This is a genomic window from Gemmata sp. SH-PL17, from assembly GCF_001610855.1.
GTDB lineage: Bacteria > Planctomycetota > Planctomycetia > Gemmatales > Gemmataceae > Gemmata > Gemmata massiliana.
In genome coordinates this window covers 1,143,854-1,163,929 of record NZ_CP011271.1, presented here as the reverse complement: position 1 = coordinate 1,163,929, position 20,076 = coordinate 1,143,854, and the positions used below count along the sequence as shown (strand labels likewise).

The window sequence follows — 20,076 nt, the reverse complement described above, 5'->3', positions numbered from 1 at the left end:
GCCCGGTTACGCGACAAAACTCCTTGCCACGGCCCGATCGCTGTTCACGCCACCTCGTCGCCGATTTGCGATATTCAGCCGCCGTAAATCCGACGCAACGACCGCCTCGACGGTCACCATTGACTTGAGTGGTGGCCCAGTTGTTTGGGATGTGGTGTGCTGGTCGGTCGGGATTCGGGCCGGTGTTGAATTGTATCGCACCGAACCGTTTGGTCGCCCGGGTATTAGTGGGATGAGTGCCAGACACCCGTGCGGGTGACGCAGTTGGTCGGAGTTGGGAAACGCCTCTGATTGGCGGTCTTTAACTCCAATTTACTCATTTTTGGGCCTACATTTCTCCTTCGTATCCCGCAGTTTGGTCACAAAACACAAGGAATTCCGCGGTACCGCCCTCGCATCACCTGCGGTTGACACGTTTCCGCAGTTCGCTTAAAGATGCCGCCCGAACGAACCGACGGGGTTGGCTCCGGATTCGGACCGGAGCACCGACCCTGCCCCAAACGGTCAAGAACGACCGCGTCGGACCGTCGAGACATCGCCTATCACGGAGGGTTACCGCATGATTCGTCGAACCTGGATCACCCGCCTGTTCACCGCGGCCGTCGCGATCGTGGTCAGCACCGGGACCGCCAGCGCCGGGCTCCTGCCCGTTTCGGTCACCGTTCAGCCGGAAGCCGGAAACTTCCGCTGGACGTACTCGGTGGTGCTCCCCACCGACATGAAGCTGCAAGCCGGCAACTACTTCACCATCTACGACTTCGCTGGGTACCAGGCCGGGTCCGCGAGCGTGTCGGGCACCTCGCCCGACGACACCTTCGCGCAGTACTGGACGGTCAGCACCTCGAACGTCGGCCCGACCCCGGACCGGCTGAACCCGCAGGACGACCCGAACATCGCGAACCTGACGTTCACCTACAACGGACCGACCATCCCGGCGGGTGCGCTTGGTTTGGGCAATTTCTCCGCGACCTCGCTGTATCAAGAGACCACGGAGAGCTTCTTCACCGCGACGAACCCGCAAGTCAAGACCGGGGCCACCGACAACAACATCACCAACACCTTTGTGCCGAAAGGTGAAGGCACGGTAGTGGGCAGCCCGGAACCGGCCACCCTGGTCCTCGCGGGCCTCGGCCTGCCGCTGCTCGGCCTCCGCCGCGCCCTGCGTCGCAAGAGCACCCCGGTCGTTGCCTAACGTCGGATCGCGCTGTGCTACCACCGAACCCCTGGGCGCCATCGCCCGGGGGTTCTGCTTTTGAGTGGAAATGTTTCATACAAGCACTTCCGCTTCCGGGAACCGGCCCTTCAGCGCGGTGCGGTGCGAATCGCTCAGGAAGTTGTTCCGCAGATCGAGGTAGTACAACTTCAGCCGCGCCGGGTCCGAATCGACCAAGTCGTGGACCGCGCTCGCGGTCAGGCCGTTGTTCGCTAGCCTCAACCACCGGAGCGGCGACGGGGTCGGGCGCCGACTCGTGCCCGCGATGATCTCCCCCACACCCGCGTCGCTCACGCCCTGTCCGTCGAGGTCGAGCACTCGGAGCCGGTCCCACGGAACGGTCCAACCCAGGTCCAAACGGGTCAACGGACCGGGGCCGCTCAACTCCCGGCGCCACGCACATCTCAACTCCTCGACCGCACGCAGGCACTTGCTCGCAAGAACCTTCTGGATCTGATCCGATTGAAACACGATAAAACTCACGTCGATCCGAGTGAATCGTCGGTGATCGGCGCACGGGAGCGCTTCGGCCAGTACGCGGGAAAGGTGCACATTGTCGGCGAGATCGAGTCCCGTCAGTGCCGGGAACGCCGATCCTGCGAGAAGTGCCCGAAGCCAGGGAACGGGCACCGGATTGTATCGCAAGTTCAGATCGGTCAGTTGGTCCAAGTGCCGGCACGCGGCTAGTTGATCGAAGTAATCCGGATGCTGCCCGAGTTTACTGAAATCGAGCTTCCTCACCCGCGTCATTTGAGGGGAGTTGAACAGTGGCTCAAGTGAAACGGGGTCCACCATTCGCGCGAACCGCTCCACGAGAAGGGAGCGAATCGGCGCGGTGGCGAACAGCGCCGGGGCACTTTGCACGAACGTGGCCGCGTTCACACCCACGTGCTCGATGAACCCGCGCGCGAACCGGTGGCCGATGATGCGTTCCGAGAGCGCCCGGGTCCATTCTCCGCTGTAGCGGTCCAGCAACTTCTGGGACGCGGCTTCCAGTTCCCGCGCCCGGGGGCTGAACGCCTCCTGCTGTGCGGCCTCCACTTGCAGGCGGATGAACTCCCCGCGGTCCGGCGCGCCGTTGTCCTTCAGCCAGTCCGCGAGCATGAGGCGCGGGATGTCCTCCTCCGGGTTCGCGGTGATGGCGGCGAGCAGCGATTCGCGGTCGCTCAGAGACATGCTCGAACGGCTCCCTCAACGCGCGACGAGAAACGGCCCGCTCACTTCGTCCCGTTGCGAACCGTAGGCGACCTTAAGGCTCACTTCGCGGTCGCGGGCCGTCATTTCGCATTACGCCTGAATAATCTGCATCACTCACCCCGACTCGGCTACCAAATACGGATTGTACTCGCGCGAACCCGGCGATCGAACTCGCAATGCGCAAAAGTATCGGCCCGGCTCATCCGCGCCAGCGCGCTGATGCCCCGCCTGTAGGGAAGCGACGTTCCAATGTGGCAACTCGTGTCTTGCTAGACTCGTTTTGATTGTCTTTTATGCCTCGGCAGAGGAGAGAGCCGCACGTGTGATGGCACCCGTCATACTTGCCCGTTGCCGAAGGTGCACAACCTCCGCGATTCGTTCTCATTTTTGTGCTGTCGCCTGCGTATTCACGGTGCAGAGCCTCGTATTAGAGTGCGTAGCAATGGCGCCCGGGCGCACGTATCGGTCACTCGCGCACCTTATTATACTATGATAATCTTTGTTAACATCCTGCAAAGCACAAGATGCGAGCACATTCGGCTGTTGGTTAGCTCCTAATTCGGGCAAGACGTGGCTACCTCGAATATGAAAATCGAGAGGGCGAAAGAAGAATTATTCACGAAAAATTCCCGTTAGAGCCGCCGAAATTGTGCGTCACGTTCGCTTACTTTGTAAGCGCGGTACGGTGATTGCGTATCCCCTTCTAGCCCGCGACAAACTTCTCCCCGGTTTCGTCACGTCCTCGCACCGCCACCCAAGGGCGGTGTCCGGTCTTTTCCGCTCACGTTCTAAGAGGTTCACAATGCCGGTTGGTGCGATCGCATCCCTGTCACCGTTTTCTGCCCCTCGTCACACCCACACAACCACTCGCGCCCCACAAAGGAAGCGCACCGCGTTCACGCTGATTGAACTGTTGGTGGTGATCGCGATCATCGCGATCCTGATCGGGTTGCTGCTCCCCGCGGTCCAGAAGGTCCGCGACGCCGCGGCCCGTATGAGCAGCCAAAACAACTTGAAGCAAATGGGCCTCGCGATGCACAACCTCGCGGGTAACCAGTCCGACCAGTTCTGCGCCGGTTGGGGCGGTCAGCGCCCCACCACGAGCACCGGCGACCCCGTGCGGCCGTGGACGTGGCACATCCTGCCCTACATCGAGCAGGATAACGCCTCCAAGAACGCCGCAACGACCACGGTCATCAAGACCTTCATGGCCCCGAACGATGCCTCGTTCGTCAGCGGGCAACCGCTCACCAGCTACTCGGGCAACGGGCTGGTGCTGGGGATCGTGAATCCGCTCGGCGTCGCCCCGGTCGTTAACACGGGTACTCCGTCGTACACGGCGAAGCTGTACAGCATGAACTCCCCGGGCGACGGCACCTCGAACACCCTTCTGTTCGCGGAGCGGTACGCGGTGACCACGACGGGCAGCGGGACCGTCACGTACAGCGGCGTGGCCGGTGCCGCGGCGCAAGCTACACTCACGCACGTGTACGGCCAGCACCTCTGGTTCCCGACCGGCGCGACCCCGTCCCAGGTCGTGTTCCTCCCGCAATACTTCTCGGCCCCGGCCCAACCGTTCCCGTTCCAGAGCAAGCCGGCCAACAACATCGCCAACGACATGGTGCCGCAGGGCATGTCGTCCGGCACGATGAGCGTCGCCATGTGCGACGGCAGCGTGCGCGGCGTGTCGTCCAGCGTCAGCAACCAGACGTGGACGTTCGTTTGCGACCCGTATGACGGCAACGTGCTCTCGTCGAACTGGTAAGGTATCGCGTGCGAGATGTCTCGTTTGGGGCGTCTTCTGTAGCCGGCCGTTCGCTTCGTTAACGTCATGCGTGGTCTTTGTGGGCCGGGTCGGAGGCTCGTGGGAACGATCCCGCGGGTTTCTGACCCGGCTCATGAGCAAACAGACCTTTGCAGCACCTCGCACAATTCCCACATCTGAAAGTTCTGTACTTCCCGTCGAGCAGAAACGTGTCCGCCCGCCGTGACAACTTGCAAGCCCCTCACGATTGAGGGATAAGAGGTTCATCACTCGCTGCGGCACCGGCACTTTTCATGAGTGCGAACTCTCGCGGTCGTTGCGGCCAGTGATCTTCATTGGTCACGAGGGCGCAGGATGTCGGCTTGGTTTACCGTGTACAGTCCGAAGCCACTCCAGCACGTCACACTTGCCGACGTCTCGGCCTATCTGCGGGGGCCGAAGGTGGATTGGTACATCCTCGCCGAGACATTCGGGATCGAGGACGAAGCGGTCGTCGAGCGAGCAGCGTCCGCCCTGCGCGTCGGGTCATCTGCTGGTAACCTCGGGGAGTGGTTCCGGGTCCGCTACCGGCCGGCGCGGGGCCGACCGCTGGACGTGTACCGGTGGGCCGACCAAGAGCGGGTACAGCAGGAACTGGCGGAGGCGCGGGACGAACATCTCGCGGGCCGGTCGGGGCGAGGGGCGACGGCTGTCCGAAAGGCTCTGTTGGGAGTGGTCGAAGTAGCGGCCGTGGAGTTGGGATTGGTTCATCTCGAAGACATGGGGCTGGTCATCGCGGGGCAGGTGGCCGAGTACCTGGCTGACGTTTGCGGTGGGATCATCTGCGACACCAACGGTGAGTGGTGGGCCGTGCGCAAAGGCTCGCCCCGGTTGTTACTCGGTCGCTCGTGAGGTGCCGAACCAGTTACTGCCGGGTGCGATGGTGCTCTATCACGTTTCCATTAGCAGAAGGCAACCCCGGCCTCAATCACGAGCAAACGAAAGCTGGACAATTCCGCTGGGTCGGCAGATACTGGACTCACCCGCCGTGCCCGGAGACTCTCCACATGCGAGCTGCGATGTGCGTTCTGGTTACGGGATTGGCGCTGGCGCTCCCGTCCGCCGTTGTGCGTGCAGATGATCCTCCGAAGGAGTGGGCGTTCACGGGCCGGACGCAGACCGCTACTGCCGAGGTGCGGGCGCAGGTGACGGGGCACCTCACCCGGGTCGCGGTTCGGGAAGGAGATCCGATCGGGAAGGGGGATCTGCTGGCCGAGATTGATTCACGACCGTACCGACTGGCCCTGAACGCAGCCCAGGCGCGCCTGAAGGTCGCCGAGGCCAAATTACAGATGGCTAAGATTGCGGCCGCTAATGCCAAGAGGTTGCTGGAGAACAAGGTAATCAGCCCGGACGAACTGGGCCTGAACGCGGCGGCAGAGGCCGAAGCGACGGCCGCACTCATCGTGGCGAAGGTGGAAGTGGAGCGGGCCGAACTGACCCTGTCGTGGACGCGAGTCACCGCTCCGTTCAGCGGCCGGGTGAGCCGCATTCCGGCCACCGAGGGCGGCCTCGTCACCGCCGACCAGACGCACATCCTGACCGTCGTGGCCACCGACCCAATGTACGTCACATTCAACGTGCCCGAGTCCATCCTTTTGCAACTGCGCCGCGACGGGCAGGCCGAGCCGAGTAAATTGAGCGTGGCGGTCGGGTTCGCGGGCGATAAGGGCTTCCCCCACGAGGCGAAGCTGGACCTGATCGCGCCGGAGGTCGATCCGAAGACGGGGACTGCGCGGTTCCGGGCCACGATCTCGAATCCGAAGGAGCTTTTCTCGCCCGGAATGTCCGCTCGCGTTCGGCTCATCCCGCCTACCAAATAGACGAAGCGATTCTACCTGCCACTGCGCAACTCCGGATCAGAACCGCGCGGACCTCACAGGTTGCCCGTGCGGTTATTTGACGTCGATCACGTAGATGTCGCTACCGCCGTCGCGCGTGGAAACGAACGCGAGCTTCTTTCCCTTGGGGTGCCACGCGGGGGCGGTGTCTTGCGCCTTGTGTTCCGTCAGGTTCGTCAGTTCCTTGCCGTCCTCTGTCATTAGCCAGATGTCCGAATTCCCGGAGCGGTTGGACGCGAACGCGATCCGCTTGCCCTCTGGTTCCCAAACGGGCCACGCATCGAGGAACTCGCCGTCCGTGATGCGCGTCTGGCCGCTCCCGTCCGCGTTCATGACGTGGATCTTCTGCTTCCCGCTGCGCCCGCTCGCGAACGCGATCTTGGTCCCGTCCGCGTTCCACGCGGGGTGGAGGTCGTAGGCCGGGTCGTTCGTGAGTCGCGTTTCGTTCTTGCCGTCCGCGTCCACGGTAAACAGGTCGGGGTTCTTGTTCCGCGTCGACACCCACAGCACCTTCTTGCCGTTCGGACTGAACCGCGGCGACTCCTCGAACGCTTTGTGCGGAATGAGTACCTGGTCTTCGCTACCGTCCGCCGCGCACACGTTGATGCGCAACTTGCCGTCGGTCCCTTCGAGCTTATCGTACACGTAAACGATCCGCTTCCCATCGGGCGAAAAGTGCCCATCAAAGTGCGGTTCGGCGTGGTTCGGCAGCAGGCGCTTGAGTTCCCCTCCGTCCGCGGGCATCACCCACAGCGCCATCTTGCCCTGGTGGATGCGCGTGAACAGGAGCGTTTTGCCGTCCGGCGACCACTGAAGGTTTTGTTTGAAGCTGCCGTCGTTGGTGAGGCGAACGGGAGCATTTTCACCACCGACAGCGCGGAGGGCACAGAGAGGCAGACAGAGCAGAACAATGACAAAACTGTGCAGTACGGACCGCTTCATGTTTTCTCCTCTGCGCTCTCCGCGCCCTCTGCGGTGAACCGTTTTTACTTCTCACCTACGCGGTGCCGCTCGCGAAGCCGAGCAGCGCGCGCGTCATCGGGCCGCCCGCGACGAGGAGCTCGGCAATCGCTTCCTCGAACTGCTGGTCGGTGACGACGAGTTCGGGGCCGGTCCCGTCGGCTTCGGCCGCGAGCACCGCTGCCTTGCGGAGCAACTCGCGGATGAACGCGGCGCTCACACCGTTCGTTCGGCGCACCCACACGTCCAGATCGGTGAGTTCGAGTTTCAGCCCGCGGCTGTAGAGGTCGAACAGCCGGCGCCGGCACGTTTCGTCGGGGAGCGGGACTTCGATGGCCAGGTCGATGCGCCCGGGGCGCGCGGCCAGCGCCGGTTCGAGGAAGTCCGGGCGGTTCGTGGTGAGGATGAAGAGGATGTCCGCGTCTTCGCCGAGGCCGTCCATCTGGTTAAGTAACTCGAAGAGCAGCGCGTTCGCACCGACCGACTGCTGCTCGCGCTCGGTACCGATGAGGTCCACGTCTTCGAGCACGATAGTCGCCGGTTCGAGCAGCCGGGCCAGGGCGCACGCGGTTTCAATGGACCCGACCGCCCCGCCCGTGAGCACCAGCACCGTGCGGCCCTTCATTTGCGCCGCGAGGTACATCGCGGAGAGCGTCTTACCCGTGCCCGGTTTGCCGTGCATCAGGATGCCGCGCTTCAGGTGCCGGCCCGCGGCCTTGAGCTTCGCGGCGTGCTTGCTCAACCCCATCGTTTGCCGCTCGATCCGGGTCAGCAGTTCTTCGGGGAGGATCAGGCTCTCGCGGTTCACGTCGGGCAACTTGTGGAACCGGACCGTGGTGCCACCCAAGCACCCCTCTTCGACCGAGAGCACCTTTCCCCGGAACGCGGCGCCTTGGCGCACGCCCTTCACGAGTTTGCGCGAGAACCGCTCCGCCGCCTCGCGGTCGGGGGCCATCACCTCAACCTGAAGCCCCCTATCGCGGAACGCTCGCCGGTCTTCTTCCGTGAGGAGCAGCGCGACCGGGTGCCCGTCGTCGCGGAACGTGTACAACCCTTGTTTCACGCACGCGAGCCGCTGATCGTTGGCGAGTTGGACGTCGACGAATTCGACCGGCCCCTCTTCGTACTCTTTCCCGGTCGTGGGACGCGCGAGTCTGGCGAGCGACACGCCGGAGTACAGATTGGGCAGCACGACCCCGACGAGCGCCGGGTCCGCGCCCGCGAGTAGCTCTTCGATCGTGAGGTGCAGGTTCGCGCGGTCGTAGCTCTGGAACGTTTGTTCGATGACGGGCAGTTTGGCGGGATCGGTACCGAAGTGCTTGCGGAGCCGGGTGAACAGGGCCGGCTTCTGCGCCGATTTCTTCTTTTTGGTGGCTTTGGTCTTCTTCGCCATCGCGGGCCTTTGCGAGTTTGGGGGCGGGGCAGACTCGCCGAACAGACGCCGCGGGTGCGGGAGCGGTTCGCGGTCAGAACAACTCTTCGATGACGCGGCCCACCGGGGTGAGTCCGAGTCCCGTAATCTGTTCGCTCGTCAGGCCGATCTGGTTCAGCACGGTCGCGTTCAGGTCGACGGGCGAGAGCGGCGAATCGGCCGGCTTCGCGGCGCGGGCGTCGCTGGTCCCCACGAACCGCCCGCCGCGCACCCCGCCGCCGGCAACGAGCGCGCTGTAGCACCCGGGCCAGTGGTCGCGCCCGGCCTTGTCGTTCACCCGCGGCTCGCGCCCGAACTCGCCCACGGCGAGCACCAGCGTGCTGTCGAGCAGCCGGCGCTCGTGGAGGTCGGTGAGCAGCGCGGCCATCGACTGGTCGAGCCAGGGGGCGTGCCGGTCCTGCATGATCTGGAAGTTGCGGTAGTGGTGGTCCCACCCGCCGTCGCCCGCATCCTCTTCGGCCTCGACGTGGTCGCTCCAGTTCACCTGTACGAACGGCACCCCGGCCTCGACCAGCCGGCGCGCGAGCAGACACGACTGGCCGAACCGCGTGCGCCCGTAGGCGTCCTTCGTCGCGTCGCGCTCCTTCGACAGATCGAACCCGTCGGCCGCGGTGCGCGAAGTCAACATGCCCAGCGCCCGCGCGTGGTACTCGTCAATCGCCCCCACCGAACTGAGGTGACTGACGCGCCGGTCCGCGCTGCCGAGCGCAGAGAGGAGCTTCTGCCGATCGGCCACGCGCTCCGGGGTGAGGTCGCTCGGCAGTTGTAACGCAGGAATCTTCGTGCCGGTCGCGGGGTCGTATTCTAGGCGGAACGGGTCGTACCCGCCGCCGAGCGGCCCGCCCCCCTCACCGATGATCGCCTTCTTGCCCTGGTGCAGTTTCCCGCCAATCACGAAGAACGGGTGGATCGCGCCCGTTGATTTGGCCCCGCTGAGCGCCTTCGCGACGACCGAGCCGAGCGCGGGGCGCGGGGAGCCTTGCAGCGGCTTGCCGTCTAGTCCGGTGCCGCCCGCAGCGCTGCCGGTCAGCCCGATGGTGCCCGCGATGCCGTGGTCGTTCGACTGTGTGGTGAGGGTGCGGATGACAGAGAGCTTGTCGGTGAGGTGCGCGAGTTTGGGGAACAGTTCGCAGAACCGGACGCCAGGGATCTTCGTTTGAATCGTGCCGAACGGTCCACGGTAGTCGAGTGAGGCGTTCGGTTTGGGGTCGAACGTGTCGAGTTGGCTCGGCCCGCCCCAGAGCCACAGGAGGATAACGGCCTTCGCCTTGGCCCCCTCACCGGCCCCCGCCGCGCGAGCGCGCAACAGGTCCGCGAGCGCCAGACCCAGAACGGACGACGCACCGACCTGAAGGAACGCGCGCCGGTTCAGCCCGGCGCACGTGCGCGTAGTTCGACGACCGACCAGCAGCATGGGGGGAGACCTCCGCGGGTGTCCCCATTATCGGGAGCCGCACGCGGAGACACAAGCCGGAAGCGGAACGCTCCGGGGCCGTATCGTTCTCGTAGTCACGTAGCTCCACCCGCTCGTTGACACGAGCGGTTCGCCCGGAGCTTTCTTAGCGAACCGCGAGTGTTAACGAACGGGTGGGGCCACATCTGCCCACTTCTACACATTAAACAGAACTGGGATCGAGTGCATTTCATTTGACAAACAAAGTGTCAATGCGCACACTATCGATAGCTCGTGCAGTGGCGGAGCCACCACGGACGGATCAGGAAAAATGGCCGAGCGAAGCGATAGGCACTGCCCGCAAGGGCAGCGGGTAAGTGGCGTGCTGTAGGTCCACCAGTTTAATGACCCGCCACCCTCGCGGGGTTCGCCAAGCGGGTAACAGATTGCTAACGCGCTTTCAAAACACAAATCCTGCTAGCCAAATTACTTGCGACGAATGTCTGGCTTTAATCCGGGGCCAAAACGTTAGCAAATGTTAGCAATTTACCCACCCCAACCGGGTCGCCGAAGCGAGAACTCAATGGCCATAAGACCGAACGCGGAGTTGCCTTTGGAATCCGGTCGATCCTGTTAATCCTGTCAAATAATCTTCGCGATTCACACCGACCGTTCGCCTGAGTCTCTTGACGAGTGTTGACGAGCGGGTGGGTGCCCGCATCTGCTCACTTTCACGTACTAAACGGCACCGCAGAACAATCGCGGTGAACGGCTACTTGCCCAGGTGGATCTGCTCGAAGCGCGGGGCGATGCTCAGGAACGCCGCGACCACGGTGGGGTCGAATTCGCCCTCGGACTCGGTGGAGATCAGTTTCACGGTCTGCCCGTGACTGAGCGGCGGGCGGTGCGGGCGCCGGCTCCGCAGCGCTTCGTACACCGCGGCCAGGGACACGACGCGGGCCGCGAGCGGGATCTCCTCGCCGATCAGCCCGTCCGGGTACCCGGTGCCGTCCCAGCGCTCGTGGTGGCTGCGGGCGACTTCGGCCGCCACGTCCAGCCCCTGGACCTCGCTCCCGTAAGCCTGCGCCACGCCGACCAGCACCTCGGCGCCGATCGAGCAGTGCGTTTGAACGATCGAGCGCTCGGAGGCGTCCAGGCGCCCGGGCTTCAGCAGCGTGTGCCGCGGGACCCCGAGCAGCCCGACGTCGTACATCGGGGCGACCGCGGCCAGGACGTCCGCGTACCGGTCGTCCTTCAGTTGCATGTACGAGCCCGTGTCGGGCAGCGCCCGGCACAGCGCCCGCACGTAGCGCGTGAGCCGCTGCCACTGGCCGTCGGCGGCCAGTTGCGTCTCGGCCAGCAGGCGCGACACGGTGAGCGAGAGCGTCTCGGCCGCGACCGGGCGCGTGGTGCCCACCGGGGGCGGGGTGAGAACGGTATCGGAATCGCTCGACTTCGCGGGCCGGCGCATGATGAGCGCCCGCACCCGGGACAGGAACTCGACCGGCGCGAACGGCTTGCTGATGAAGTCGTCGGCCGACGACACCGACAGCCCGCCGAGCGCCTCGGCCGGCAGGTCGCCGGAGGTGATGAGCACCTTCATGCGCTCGGAGTCCAACCCGGCGGACCGGACCTTCTCCACGAGTTCCGGCCCGCTCATCCCGGGCAGCCCGACGTCCACCACCGCGAGGTCCGGCGGGTCGCGGGTGATCTCGGTCAGCGCGGTCTCGCCGTCCTCGGCCTCGCGCACGTCGTACTGGTCCTGGAGCAGCGCCACCATGAGCGCCCGCACGCCGGGGTCGTCCTCGACCAGCACCACGCGCCCGCGCCCGATGCGCTCCTGGCGCGAGTTCCCGGCCGCGGGCGTGACCCCGTGCGGCAACCAGAGCGTGAACCCGGTGAGCGCCGCGGACACCGTGCGGGCCGACGGGAACCGCATCTCCGGGTCCGGCTCCATCAGGCGCGACACGAGGTCGGACACTTCGGCCGGCACCTCCGGGCGCACCCGGCGCACGGCCGCGGGCACCGTGGTGAACCGGCGGTGCAGGTCCTGAACGGGGTTCCCCGATTCCGGGTACGGGTCGCGGCCCGTGAGCGCCCAGTACAGCGTCGCCCCGAGGCTGAACAGGTCCGCGCGGCTGTCCACCGAGTGCGGGTCGCGGGCCTGTTCGGGGGCCATGTACCCGATCGTGCCGAGCACGACGCCGGGTTCGGTCATCTGCTGCGTCGGGAGCCGCGCGAGGCCGAAGTCGAGCACCTTCGCCTGCCCGTCCGGGGTCACCAGCACGTTGCTCGGCTTGATGTCGCGGTGCACCAGCCCGTGGCGGTGCGCCTCGCCGAGCGCGTCGGCCACCTGGCGGAACAGTTCGCAGGCCCGCAGCGCGGGGAGCGGCCCGCTGTCCCGGACCAGCGTGAACAGGTCCTGGCCGGGGATCAGCTCCATCACGAAGTACTCGCGCGCCTGGCTCCCGGCCCGGGAGTGCCGGCCCGCGTCGAAGCAGGTCACGATGTGCGGGTGCTGGAGCCGGGCGACGGCCCGGGCCTCGCCGTAGAACCGGTGGATCAGGCGCGAGCTGACGTCCGTCGAGCGCGACATCACCTTCAGCGCCACCTGGCGCCGGAGCAGGATGTGTTCGGCCCGGTACACGGTGCCCATCCCGCCCTGGCCGAGTATGTCGAGGAGCCGGTAGTTCCCGAGGATCAGGTCGTCGGCCCCGCCCTTGCGGATCGTGTCCACCTGGAACCGGGTCAGCAGGTGCAGCCCGAGCAGTTTGGCCAGGAGCGCGTCGACCGCGGTGAGCCGGGTGAGCACGTCGCGGTGGTCCGGCGGCACCTCTTCCCACTCTTCGGGCATGAGCACTTGCGCGGACAGGAGCCGGGCGAGGAGGGACTGGGCCGGGGGCATCGCCGCTTCCATCGTACCGGGGCTGCTCCCGATCACGGGCAGCTCCAGGTCGGTCGCGAACTCATCGACCAGGGGCGACATCAAACCCTCCCGAACGCGATCGCGCTCGTCGTTTCGGCTTCGGGGGAAGAGATTCATAACAGGTGGGCGTCAGGTCGTGGATCGGCCGGCTCACAGAAGCTGGTCCGCGACAAACCTGCGGCACGATTCCGGTGGTGACAACTGAATGGCGGAGAAGTGGACGGCGGGAACCCGGTAATCGCCCCCGATTCGCGCCCGGTACGCGAAAATTCGCCCGGTGGTGAAGGGCGAATTCACGCGCCACACGAAGTCCGCCGTACAACGGGAACGCGGACCGGTCCCGGGGCGGGGCCGAACGGCCGAATTAAGGGACAAACTAGCGCGTCGCAGAACGATGTGGGTTAGCCACCGCACAAGCCTTCCAGGGCCGCGAAATTCTGTACGGAAATGATGTCCCACCCGTTCGGTAGGAACTGCGGTTTCAGTACGGCCCGAAAGTGATCGCGCCACGCCCACACGAACGCCCGCCAGTCGGCGCTCGATTCGATCGCCGGTTCGGGCGCGTCCTCGTAAGTGCGATGGCACCCGCTGCACACGAACAGCACGTTCGACAAACACGAGCGCCACGGTTGCGGCACGCTCTTTTTGTGGCGCTTCGGTACGACGTGGTGCCGCGTGAGGTCGGTCCTGGCCCCGCAGCACACGCACCGGTCGTTCTTCACCTCCATGAAGAACTCGGTGAACCCGCCCAGGTACAGTTCGCGGAGCCGGTCTTCCGTTTGTGGGTCGGTGAACTGCAACACGTTCGGCGCGATCTTGTGGGCGTACCCCTTCCGCAAATAGAACGCGGCCCGTTTCGCGCTGCATCTTAAAATCGGCTCGCCCTTGGTGTCGAGGACGCGGAACGTCTCGTAGCGCGTCGCGCCGTCGAGGTGGGTGTATTCCGCGCGCTCGTCCGTCGGCTCCCAGCCCGCGGAGCCGAAGTTTTTGACCTTACAGCGCCCCGAACCGGCTCGCAGGGACCGTTCCGGTCCGTGTAAAAACTGGAACTCGACCCACTCATCCGTCACGACCGAAATGCGGACCACTTCGGCCTTTCCGCCGCGCCGCCGCGCATAGACTTGGCCGGTTTGCGGGTTCATTACACGAGTCCGAACGCGCGCACGGGGAACGTACCCATGCCTCTCACTTTGACAGGGGTCGCGAAGAATCGGAAGTCAAAATCGGGCAGAGCCGCGAGTCCCGTCAGGTGCTCCACGACCGGCACGCCCGCGCCGAGCAGCGCGGTGTGGACCGGGCGCTGGGCGTCGGCGGTGTCATCGATGTTGAGCGAATCGATCCCGACGAGGGCCGCGCCCGCTTCGGCGAGGTACGCGGCCGCGTCGCCCGTGAGAAACGGGTGACCCTCGAAATACTGGTCCGTGCGCCAGTGCGCGTCCCAGCCGGTGTGAACGAGAACCGCCTTCCCACGAACATCAAGCCCCGCAAAGAACTTCCGCGTAACCGCGCGGCCCGCGGCCGGGTCGAAACGCACCACGAGTCCGGGGATGTGTGCCACGCGGTCCAGTGGCAGTTGCGCGACGTCGATCCCGTCCGCGAACCGGTGGAACGGCGCGTCGAGGTACGTCCCGGTGTTCGCGACCATCTCGATTTTGCCGATGTGGAACTCGGTGCCGGGCGCATAGATCGCCCGCGACGCCTCGCGCGAAAGGAAGTCACACACGAGCGGCGCGGGCAGCCCCTTATAGGTAATCATCCCGCTCTCGATCGTGTGGCTCACGTCAATCAGCATGGGCACCCTCGATTCCTTACAGTCCGGGATGCGGGCAAGATGCCCGCGGTCCTAGGGCTCACTTCGCCACGTCCGCACCGGGCAACACGAGGTCGTTGAACCGGTCCACTGGTTCCTTTGCGGTCCAAGCGATGCCGCGCAGGAGCAGCACGCGGAACAGCGGGTCGTCGAACGTCCAGGAGTAGTGGCCGGGGATCGACACGAACACGCGCCCGCGCCCGTGCTCGACCGACCAGAACAGCGGGCGCGGTTCTTTCTCTTCAGTTGCCCAGCCGAGTTCGCGCGTCTTCGGCAGGTCTCCGGTGAGTAGCCAGTAGCTCTCGTCGACCAGTTTGAGTTTGTCGAAGTTGCGCGTGATCGGGTGCTTCGCGTCCGTGTTGAACGTGAGATCGAGCGGGCCGTGCCGGAACTTAATCTTACCGCTATCGGCGGCCAATCCGATGCGCTTCGCGAACCCCGGCACGTCGCCGCGCCCGTCCACCGCCCAGTGGAGGTACGTCAGACCGCCGCCGCGTTCGAGGAACGCATCAATCTCGGCCGCGCGTTTCGCGTCCCAGTCGCCCCGCTGGAAGAAGACCATCGCGTCGGCCTTCTGGAACTCTTCTTTCGCGGGCCAGTCCATCGCCGTTGCGACCTCGATCTTGTCACCGGCCGCGAGCAGTTCGGCCCACGCCTTCTGCCACGCGGGGTAATCGTGCTCGCCCTTCCCGTGGTCCTTCGGGCCTGCCACCAGCACCACACGAATGGGCGCGTTTTCTCGGGCGGGTTGGGCGCCCCCGCGAGCGCCGCGTTCACCTCCGCGAGCGTGCGCGGTTTGGGACGCTTCTCAGGGCCGGCGTAATCGTCTGGCATGCGCGGTGCGGGAGTGAGCAGGAACGTGAGTAAATCGCGGGCCTGATCGGGCGGGAGCTTCTTCAGCAGGTCGTCCGGCATGACCGACAGCGGCGACGCCTTGATCGACTCCACATCGGCCCGATCGACGATCGTGGTCGCTCCCTTGTTGTCACCGATGTGGAGCTTATCGCCGACCGTGCGTACCACGCCCGTGAGTACGCGATCGTCCTTCAGAGCGACCACCGAGGCGACGAAATCGGGGTTGATGGCGAAACTCGGTTGCGTGATGTCGCGCACCACGGACCCGTAATCGCGGTGAATGAGGTTCGTGAGATCGGGACCAATGCTGCCACCCTGAGAGTGGACGCTGTGGCACTTGAAGCACGACGCCTGTTCGCTGAAGAACACTTTTCGCCCGCGTGCCCAACTGCCGCCGTCGAGTTCCTTCGGGCGCGCGAGTTCGATCGGCTTCCCGATTTCGGCCTTCGTGTCCGCCCACGGAACAAGCGCGCGGTGGAGCGGGAACGGGCGCGGGCGTTTGTCTTCGTTTGTGGAGTAGTTGACAACAACTTTCGGCCCACTGAGCACCGCCGAATCGACACGAATTTCAACGGGCGTGGTTCGGCCGGATTTGGGACTACCCCTGAGAACGCCAGTCGTTTGTGAGCCGTTGCCCTCGATCCTCAGTGCGCCCTTGGCGTCGGGTGCGATCACTTCTAACGAGTCCGACACAGCGAGCCCCACATTCACGCTCTCTGCTGGCGGCTCGTAGTCGAGCTTTGATCCGGGTTGGACGGCGGGACGGAGCATTTGATTAAGGTTCAGTTGCGTCTTGAGTGCGAACTCACCCACACCGCTGCTGGCGCTCCAAAGTAATTCGTGAGTACCGCTACCTTCCGTAAACTTGCGCGCGGTCGCGGGATCCAAACTCGGCAGCCAACCGGACCAAACGACCTTTTTGTTCTTGCTCCACGTTGCCTCGCAGCCGCTCAAATCGAAGTCGAGGTCGATCTGCGGGTGCTGCGGGAGTGTGCCCTTCGGCGTTTTGTCCTTTGTGGGGCGCCCCATGCCGGGGAGCGTGAGCGCGTAGTGCCCGGCGCCGTGGAGCGGATCCGTGGCCAGCACGAGCGTTCGGCGATCGGGTGTGAGTTGGGCCGAATGAACTGCTACGTTGAAGCGCGGGGCGAGCTTCTCGGCCTGAACGACCGCGTACCCCGGCCAGAGCGTTTCAAAGCGGTCGCCGGCGCGAACGAACTTCCCCGCGGTGAGCTTCGTTTGTGCCAGCACGTCGCGGAGTAATTGCGGGTCGACCGGCCGATCGAACTCGACGCGGACCTCGCGCGCCCCCGCGGGGTACACCAGCACCGGTTGCGTGTGCTCCTTGTCGGTGTAGCTGATCTTGTAGAGCTTGCCTTTCCCCGTCGGTCCGCTGCCCCAATCCGGCCCGCCGCTGTGACACGCGACCACGAGCGAACCGTCCGGCGCGATGCAGCAATCGATGGTGAGCATGTTCAGGCACGCGAACAGGTGATTCTTCGCGACGTAGCCCGCGTCCGTCTTTACCAACTGCGTGCGGTAGAGTTTGCCGCGCGACTCGCCCGTTACAAGCGCGTCGCCCGCCCAGCTTTTTGGACCGAACGTGGGGCCACCATCTTTCACCGGCTCGTTGAAACAGAACCCGCACGTCGATTGGTGCTGCGGGCCGTAATCGAACGTGCTCGGTTCGTCGATCACGTCGGGCAGGTGCTTCGGATGCCGCGGGGGGAACCCATAGTGTCGTAGGCTGTCACGTTTAATGTGGAGCAACTCGTCGAGCGGGTTGCCGTTGGGGAGCCACGTCGCGCCTTCTTGGTCCGTGCAGAACAGGTCGCCGGCCTTGTTGAATCGCAGCCCCACGGGGAACCGAATGCCGGTCGCGACGACTTCGCGCGTCTTGAAGTCGGGGGCGACGCGGATGATCGTTCCTTCTTCGTCCTTGAGCGAGTATTGCGATTTGCCGTCCTTGTCGACGCGGTACGCATCGGTGTAACTGAACGCCCCGCGCCCGTAGTAGACGGCCCCGTCCTTCGGGTCGAGTGCGACGCCGAGCGCGTCCACGTTGTTCACGATCTCCTTCCACCCGTCCGCGACGATGATCTCCTTATCGGCTTTGCCGTCGTTGTCGGTGTCGACGATGAGCGTCACCTTCCCCTTGCACGCGACGAACACCCCGGCGCCGTGCTTGTACCCCGGCGGCGTGAGGTCCATTCCGATCGGCGCCCGGAGCCGCCCTTTATTCTCCCAGAACAGTTCAGCCTTGTCCTCGACGCCGTCGCCATCAGTGTCCTTCAGCACCCAGATGTCGCCGTTGTAGCACAGCGCCACGAGCGCCCCATCCGCGCGGTACTTCACGTTGTTCACGTTCGTGAGATCGACGGGGAGCTGCTTCACCGTGAACCCCGGCACGAAGACCTGCACCGCGGGCGGGTCCGTAACCGGCACGAGGCGCTCGCCCGCGGCCGGTGGTTCGGGCGGGAGGTTCTGCTTCAAGTTCGCGTGCTTCGCGGCGAGGTACCCGCGCACCTTCTTCGCCTCGTCGTCGGTGAGCGCGCGCTCGTAAAGTAGTACCTCCGCGATGTCGCACCGGGCCGGTCCGCGCACCTCGTGTGCGCCGGGACCGTTGGTGTAGAACCGCGCGCCGACGGTAATCTCTGCCAAGCTCAACGCGACTGGTGCCCAAGAGCGCTCACCGTTCGCGATACCGTCCGTGAACAGTCGAATCGACTTGGCTTCGGGGTTCCCGCGAACTTCGAGTTGATAGAGCTTGCCGAAGTCGCCGCCGGGCTTGAGCAGGTTCTGCCATCCGCCGAACCCCCGGCCTTCCACGTTGAGATCGGTGAAGCGCGGCGTGAAGTTCGGTCCCATATCGATGGCGAGGCCGGTTTCGTAGTCGCGCCCGTTGGGGGCATTGAGCGCGAAGAACCCGCGGAACGCGCCGGGGTTGGCTCGCGGCGCGACCACTACGAAAGCCGTGAATGCCTTCGCGTCGTCTTTACTGCCCGTGAACCGGAGGTGACTGTTTTCGCCGTCGAAGCGCACGACGCTCGCGTCACCGACCTTCACAATTTTCGGCTGCGCGGTCGTGACCGTTTGCTTCAGATTCCGCCCCTTCCCGGACCCATCGAACCACGTCGCGAGCTTCCCACCTGCCGGGAATTTCTCCTTGTTGGCCTTGTGCGCGGCGTCGATGCGGCCCGCGTCCAACCACAACGCGATGCCGTCAGTAACGGGGAGCTTGTCGTCGGTCCACGGCTCGACCGCGTGCGTGACGACCCGCCCGGTGAGTGTGCAAAGAAGGACGAAAGCGAGTCGGAGGTAGAGCATGAGTCACGGTTCCCGGAAGAGGTGTTCCGATGGTAGCCGCGACCCGCAAACGCGGGGAAGTGAAATCCCGGTCGAGCTGAACGCACAAAGAGGATGCGCGGGTCTCTGACTTATTGGTCGGAAGTGACGTTAGTCGTGACAGCCCGAACCCCTTGCGCCGTGCCGTCAAGCTCAGGTGACGTCCCTGTGTCACAGCGTCTGCTACTCGGGTGGGTTGTTAAGGGGGCCGACCCGCCGCCCCACGAGCGTCGGGGAAAACCTGCGCGGCGGAGGCGATTGCGGACCGCGAACCCGGATGGTGAGACCTACAGCACGAGGGTACGCGGGGAGAACATGGCCCGGAAAGCAGACCGTCGTTCATTTCGGAACGGTCGGCGGTGCGGGTGCGGCGACCACGCGCTTGAATCCCGGGCGCTCGCGGAGCGGGACCAGGTAGGGGCTCGTCGCCAATTCGCGCTTGCCGTCGCGCGTCACGAGGTACCCGGCGTCACGAGCACGGACCAGAGTTCGATCGCGCGGGCCGCGTACACTTCGGCCCAAACGCTCCGGGCGAGCGCGGGCATCGCAGCGTCTCGTCGGGCCGACGCCGACGCTGCGGCCAGAGTTTCGGCGCCCCGGAAGCACATGAGCCGGGCGGCCTTCGGGTCCGCGGTCAGGGCGGTGACCTCGGCGGCCGCGTCCGACCGCGGCCAGGCTCACGGCCCGTTGGGACCAGAATTCGTTCCGCGTGGCCTCGGCGTGCTTCGCCGCGAGCAACTCGTCCCACACGGGCAGCGCTTCCCCCGAGCGCCCGAGAGTGGACAGCGCCCCCGCCCGGTTCCACCGCACGTTCCGGATCAAATGCTGGAGGTCCGGGCGGGGCACCACGCGGATGCCGGACCCGGGTGCCCCGCGCTGCCGGCGAGTCCCGGCCCGGCTCCGGGACACGCCCGGGCTGGCGGTGGCCATCGATTCGTTCAAACCGCGGACCCAGCGGGCGCGAGACTCGGCGTGGTCAGCCGGGACCGTGGCGAAGTCACCCTGGGGGTCGTCGGGCACACGGACCAGGAGGCGCGGACCGCATTCGTGTGATCGTCCACGAGTGCGGGAGCGATGGTGTAAACGGACGAATGGAAAGGGTACAACCGGTTGCCCGAAAACAATCGGGGCCACGCGACCGTGACCCACACCGAGCCAACGGGAGTGGGCGCGCGATGACAGCGGGGACAAGATCCGCGAAGTCCACGACACCCTCGAAGGGGGGCCGCGCTACGGACATTTCTGCGCCCGGTCCGCGGGACCAGCACGCACTACCTCGACCAATACGTCGCCGTCTTCCCGT

The 20,076-nt window shown here is 65.2% G+C and carries 13 protein-coding genes and 1 pseudogene; 4 read left to right on the top strand and 10 right to left on the bottom strand.

Going from position 1 to position 20,076, the window contains the following annotated elements:
* Nucleotides 1-559 precede the first annotated feature (559 nt).
* Nucleotides 560-1,192 (top strand): hypothetical protein, encoded by a 633-nt coding sequence (locus tag VT84_RS04630; protein ID WP_052552996.1) that lies wholly within the window; start codon nucleotides 560-562, stop codon nucleotides 1,190-1,192.
* Between the two features lie 75 nt (nucleotides 1,193-1,267).
* Here the strand turns inward: VT84_RS04630 and VT84_RS04625 are convergent, their stop codons facing one another.
* Nucleotides 1,268-2,389 carry a TIGR02996 domain-containing protein gene (locus VT84_RS04625; RefSeq protein WP_052552998.1) on the bottom strand — a complete coding sequence of 374 codons (1,122 nt, stop codon included), beginning with the start codon at nucleotides 2,387-2,389 and terminating at the stop codon, nucleotides 1,268-1,270.
* An 823-nt stretch (nucleotides 2,390-3,212) separates the two neighbouring features.
* On the opposite strand from VT84_RS04625, the gene VT84_RS04620 reads away from it, so the two are divergent.
* The 3 genes from VT84_RS04620 to VT84_RS04610 all read left to right on the top strand — a co-directional run bounded on the left by VT84_RS04620 (nucleotide 3,213) and on the right by VT84_RS04610 (nucleotide 6,037).
* Entirely contained in the window at nucleotides 3,213-4,175 is a 963-nt protein-coding gene (locus VT84_RS04620) for a DUF1559 domain-containing protein (RefSeq protein ID WP_052552999.1), read from the top strand.
* Between the two features lie 354 nt (nucleotides 4,176-4,529).
* Nucleotides 4,530-5,066 carry a hypothetical protein gene (locus VT84_RS04615; protein WP_052553000.1) on the top strand — a complete coding sequence of 179 codons (537 nt, stop codon included), beginning with the start codon at nucleotides 4,530-4,532 and terminating at the stop codon, nucleotides 5,064-5,066.
* Nucleotides 5,067-5,221: 155 nt separating this feature from the next.
* Complete coding sequence (locus tag VT84_RS04610; protein ID WP_052553001.1) at nucleotides 5,222-6,037, top strand: efflux RND transporter periplasmic adaptor subunit; 816 nt, start codon at nucleotides 5,222-5,224, stop codon at nucleotides 6,035-6,037.
* Between the two features lie 72 nt (nucleotides 6,038-6,109).
* Here the strand turns inward: VT84_RS04610 and VT84_RS04605 are convergent, their stop codons facing one another.
* From VT84_RS04605 to VT84_RS38080, 9 genes and pseudogenes are all read right to left on the bottom strand, one after another.
* The gene (locus VT84_RS04605; protein ID WP_082838687.1) at nucleotides 6,110-6,997 is read right to left on the bottom strand and encodes a TolB family protein; all 888 of its coding nucleotides are present in this window, start codon (nucleotides 6,995-6,997) and stop codon (nucleotides 6,110-6,112) included.
* Nucleotides 6,998-7,052: 55 nt separating this feature from the next.
* Nucleotides 7,053-8,408, bottom strand: a complete 1,356-nt coding sequence (locus tag VT84_RS04600) for an AAA family ATPase (RefSeq protein ID WP_052553003.1) — start codon at nucleotides 8,406-8,408, stop codon at nucleotides 7,053-7,055.
* 73 nt (nucleotides 8,409-8,481) lie between these two features.
* Entirely contained in the window at nucleotides 8,482-9,861 is a 1,380-nt protein-coding gene (locus VT84_RS04595; RefSeq protein WP_082838686.1) for a DUF1501 domain-containing protein, read from the bottom strand.
* A 751-nt stretch (nucleotides 9,862-10,612) separates the two neighbouring features.
* The gene (locus VT84_RS04590) at nucleotides 10,613-12,826 is read right to left on the bottom strand and encodes a protein kinase domain-containing protein (RefSeq protein WP_082838685.1); all 2,214 of its coding nucleotides are present in this window, start codon (nucleotides 12,824-12,826) and stop codon (nucleotides 10,613-10,615) included.
* Between the two features lie 341 nt (nucleotides 12,827-13,167).
* Complete coding sequence (locus VT84_RS04585) at nucleotides 13,168-13,908, bottom strand: HNH endonuclease (RefSeq protein ID WP_082838684.1); 741 nt, start codon at nucleotides 13,906-13,908, stop codon at nucleotides 13,168-13,170.
* Nucleotides 13,908-14,558 (bottom strand): cyclase family protein, encoded by a 651-nt coding sequence (locus VT84_RS04580; protein WP_082838683.1) that lies wholly within the window; start codon nucleotides 14,556-14,558, stop codon nucleotides 13,908-13,910. The genes VT84_RS04585 and VT84_RS04580 overlap by 1 nt, the downstream gene beginning before the upstream one ends.
* 58 nt (nucleotides 14,559-14,616) lie before the next feature.
* Nucleotides 14,617-15,288 (bottom strand): ThuA domain-containing protein, encoded by a 672-nt coding sequence (locus tag VT84_RS40480; protein WP_162271590.1) that lies wholly within the window; start codon nucleotides 15,286-15,288, stop codon nucleotides 14,617-14,619.
* Nucleotides 15,289-15,440: 152 nt separating this feature from the next.
* Nucleotides 15,441-16,202 (bottom strand): annotated as a pseudogene (locus VT84_RS40475) (heme-binding protein); the annotation flags it as partial.
* Nucleotides 16,203-19,112: 2,910 nt separating this feature from the next.
* The gene (locus tag VT84_RS38080; protein WP_157469187.1) at nucleotides 19,113-19,703 is read right to left on the bottom strand and encodes a hypothetical protein; all 591 of its coding nucleotides are present in this window, start codon (nucleotides 19,701-19,703) and stop codon (nucleotides 19,113-19,115) included.
* Nucleotides 19,704-20,076 lie beyond the last annotated feature (373 nt).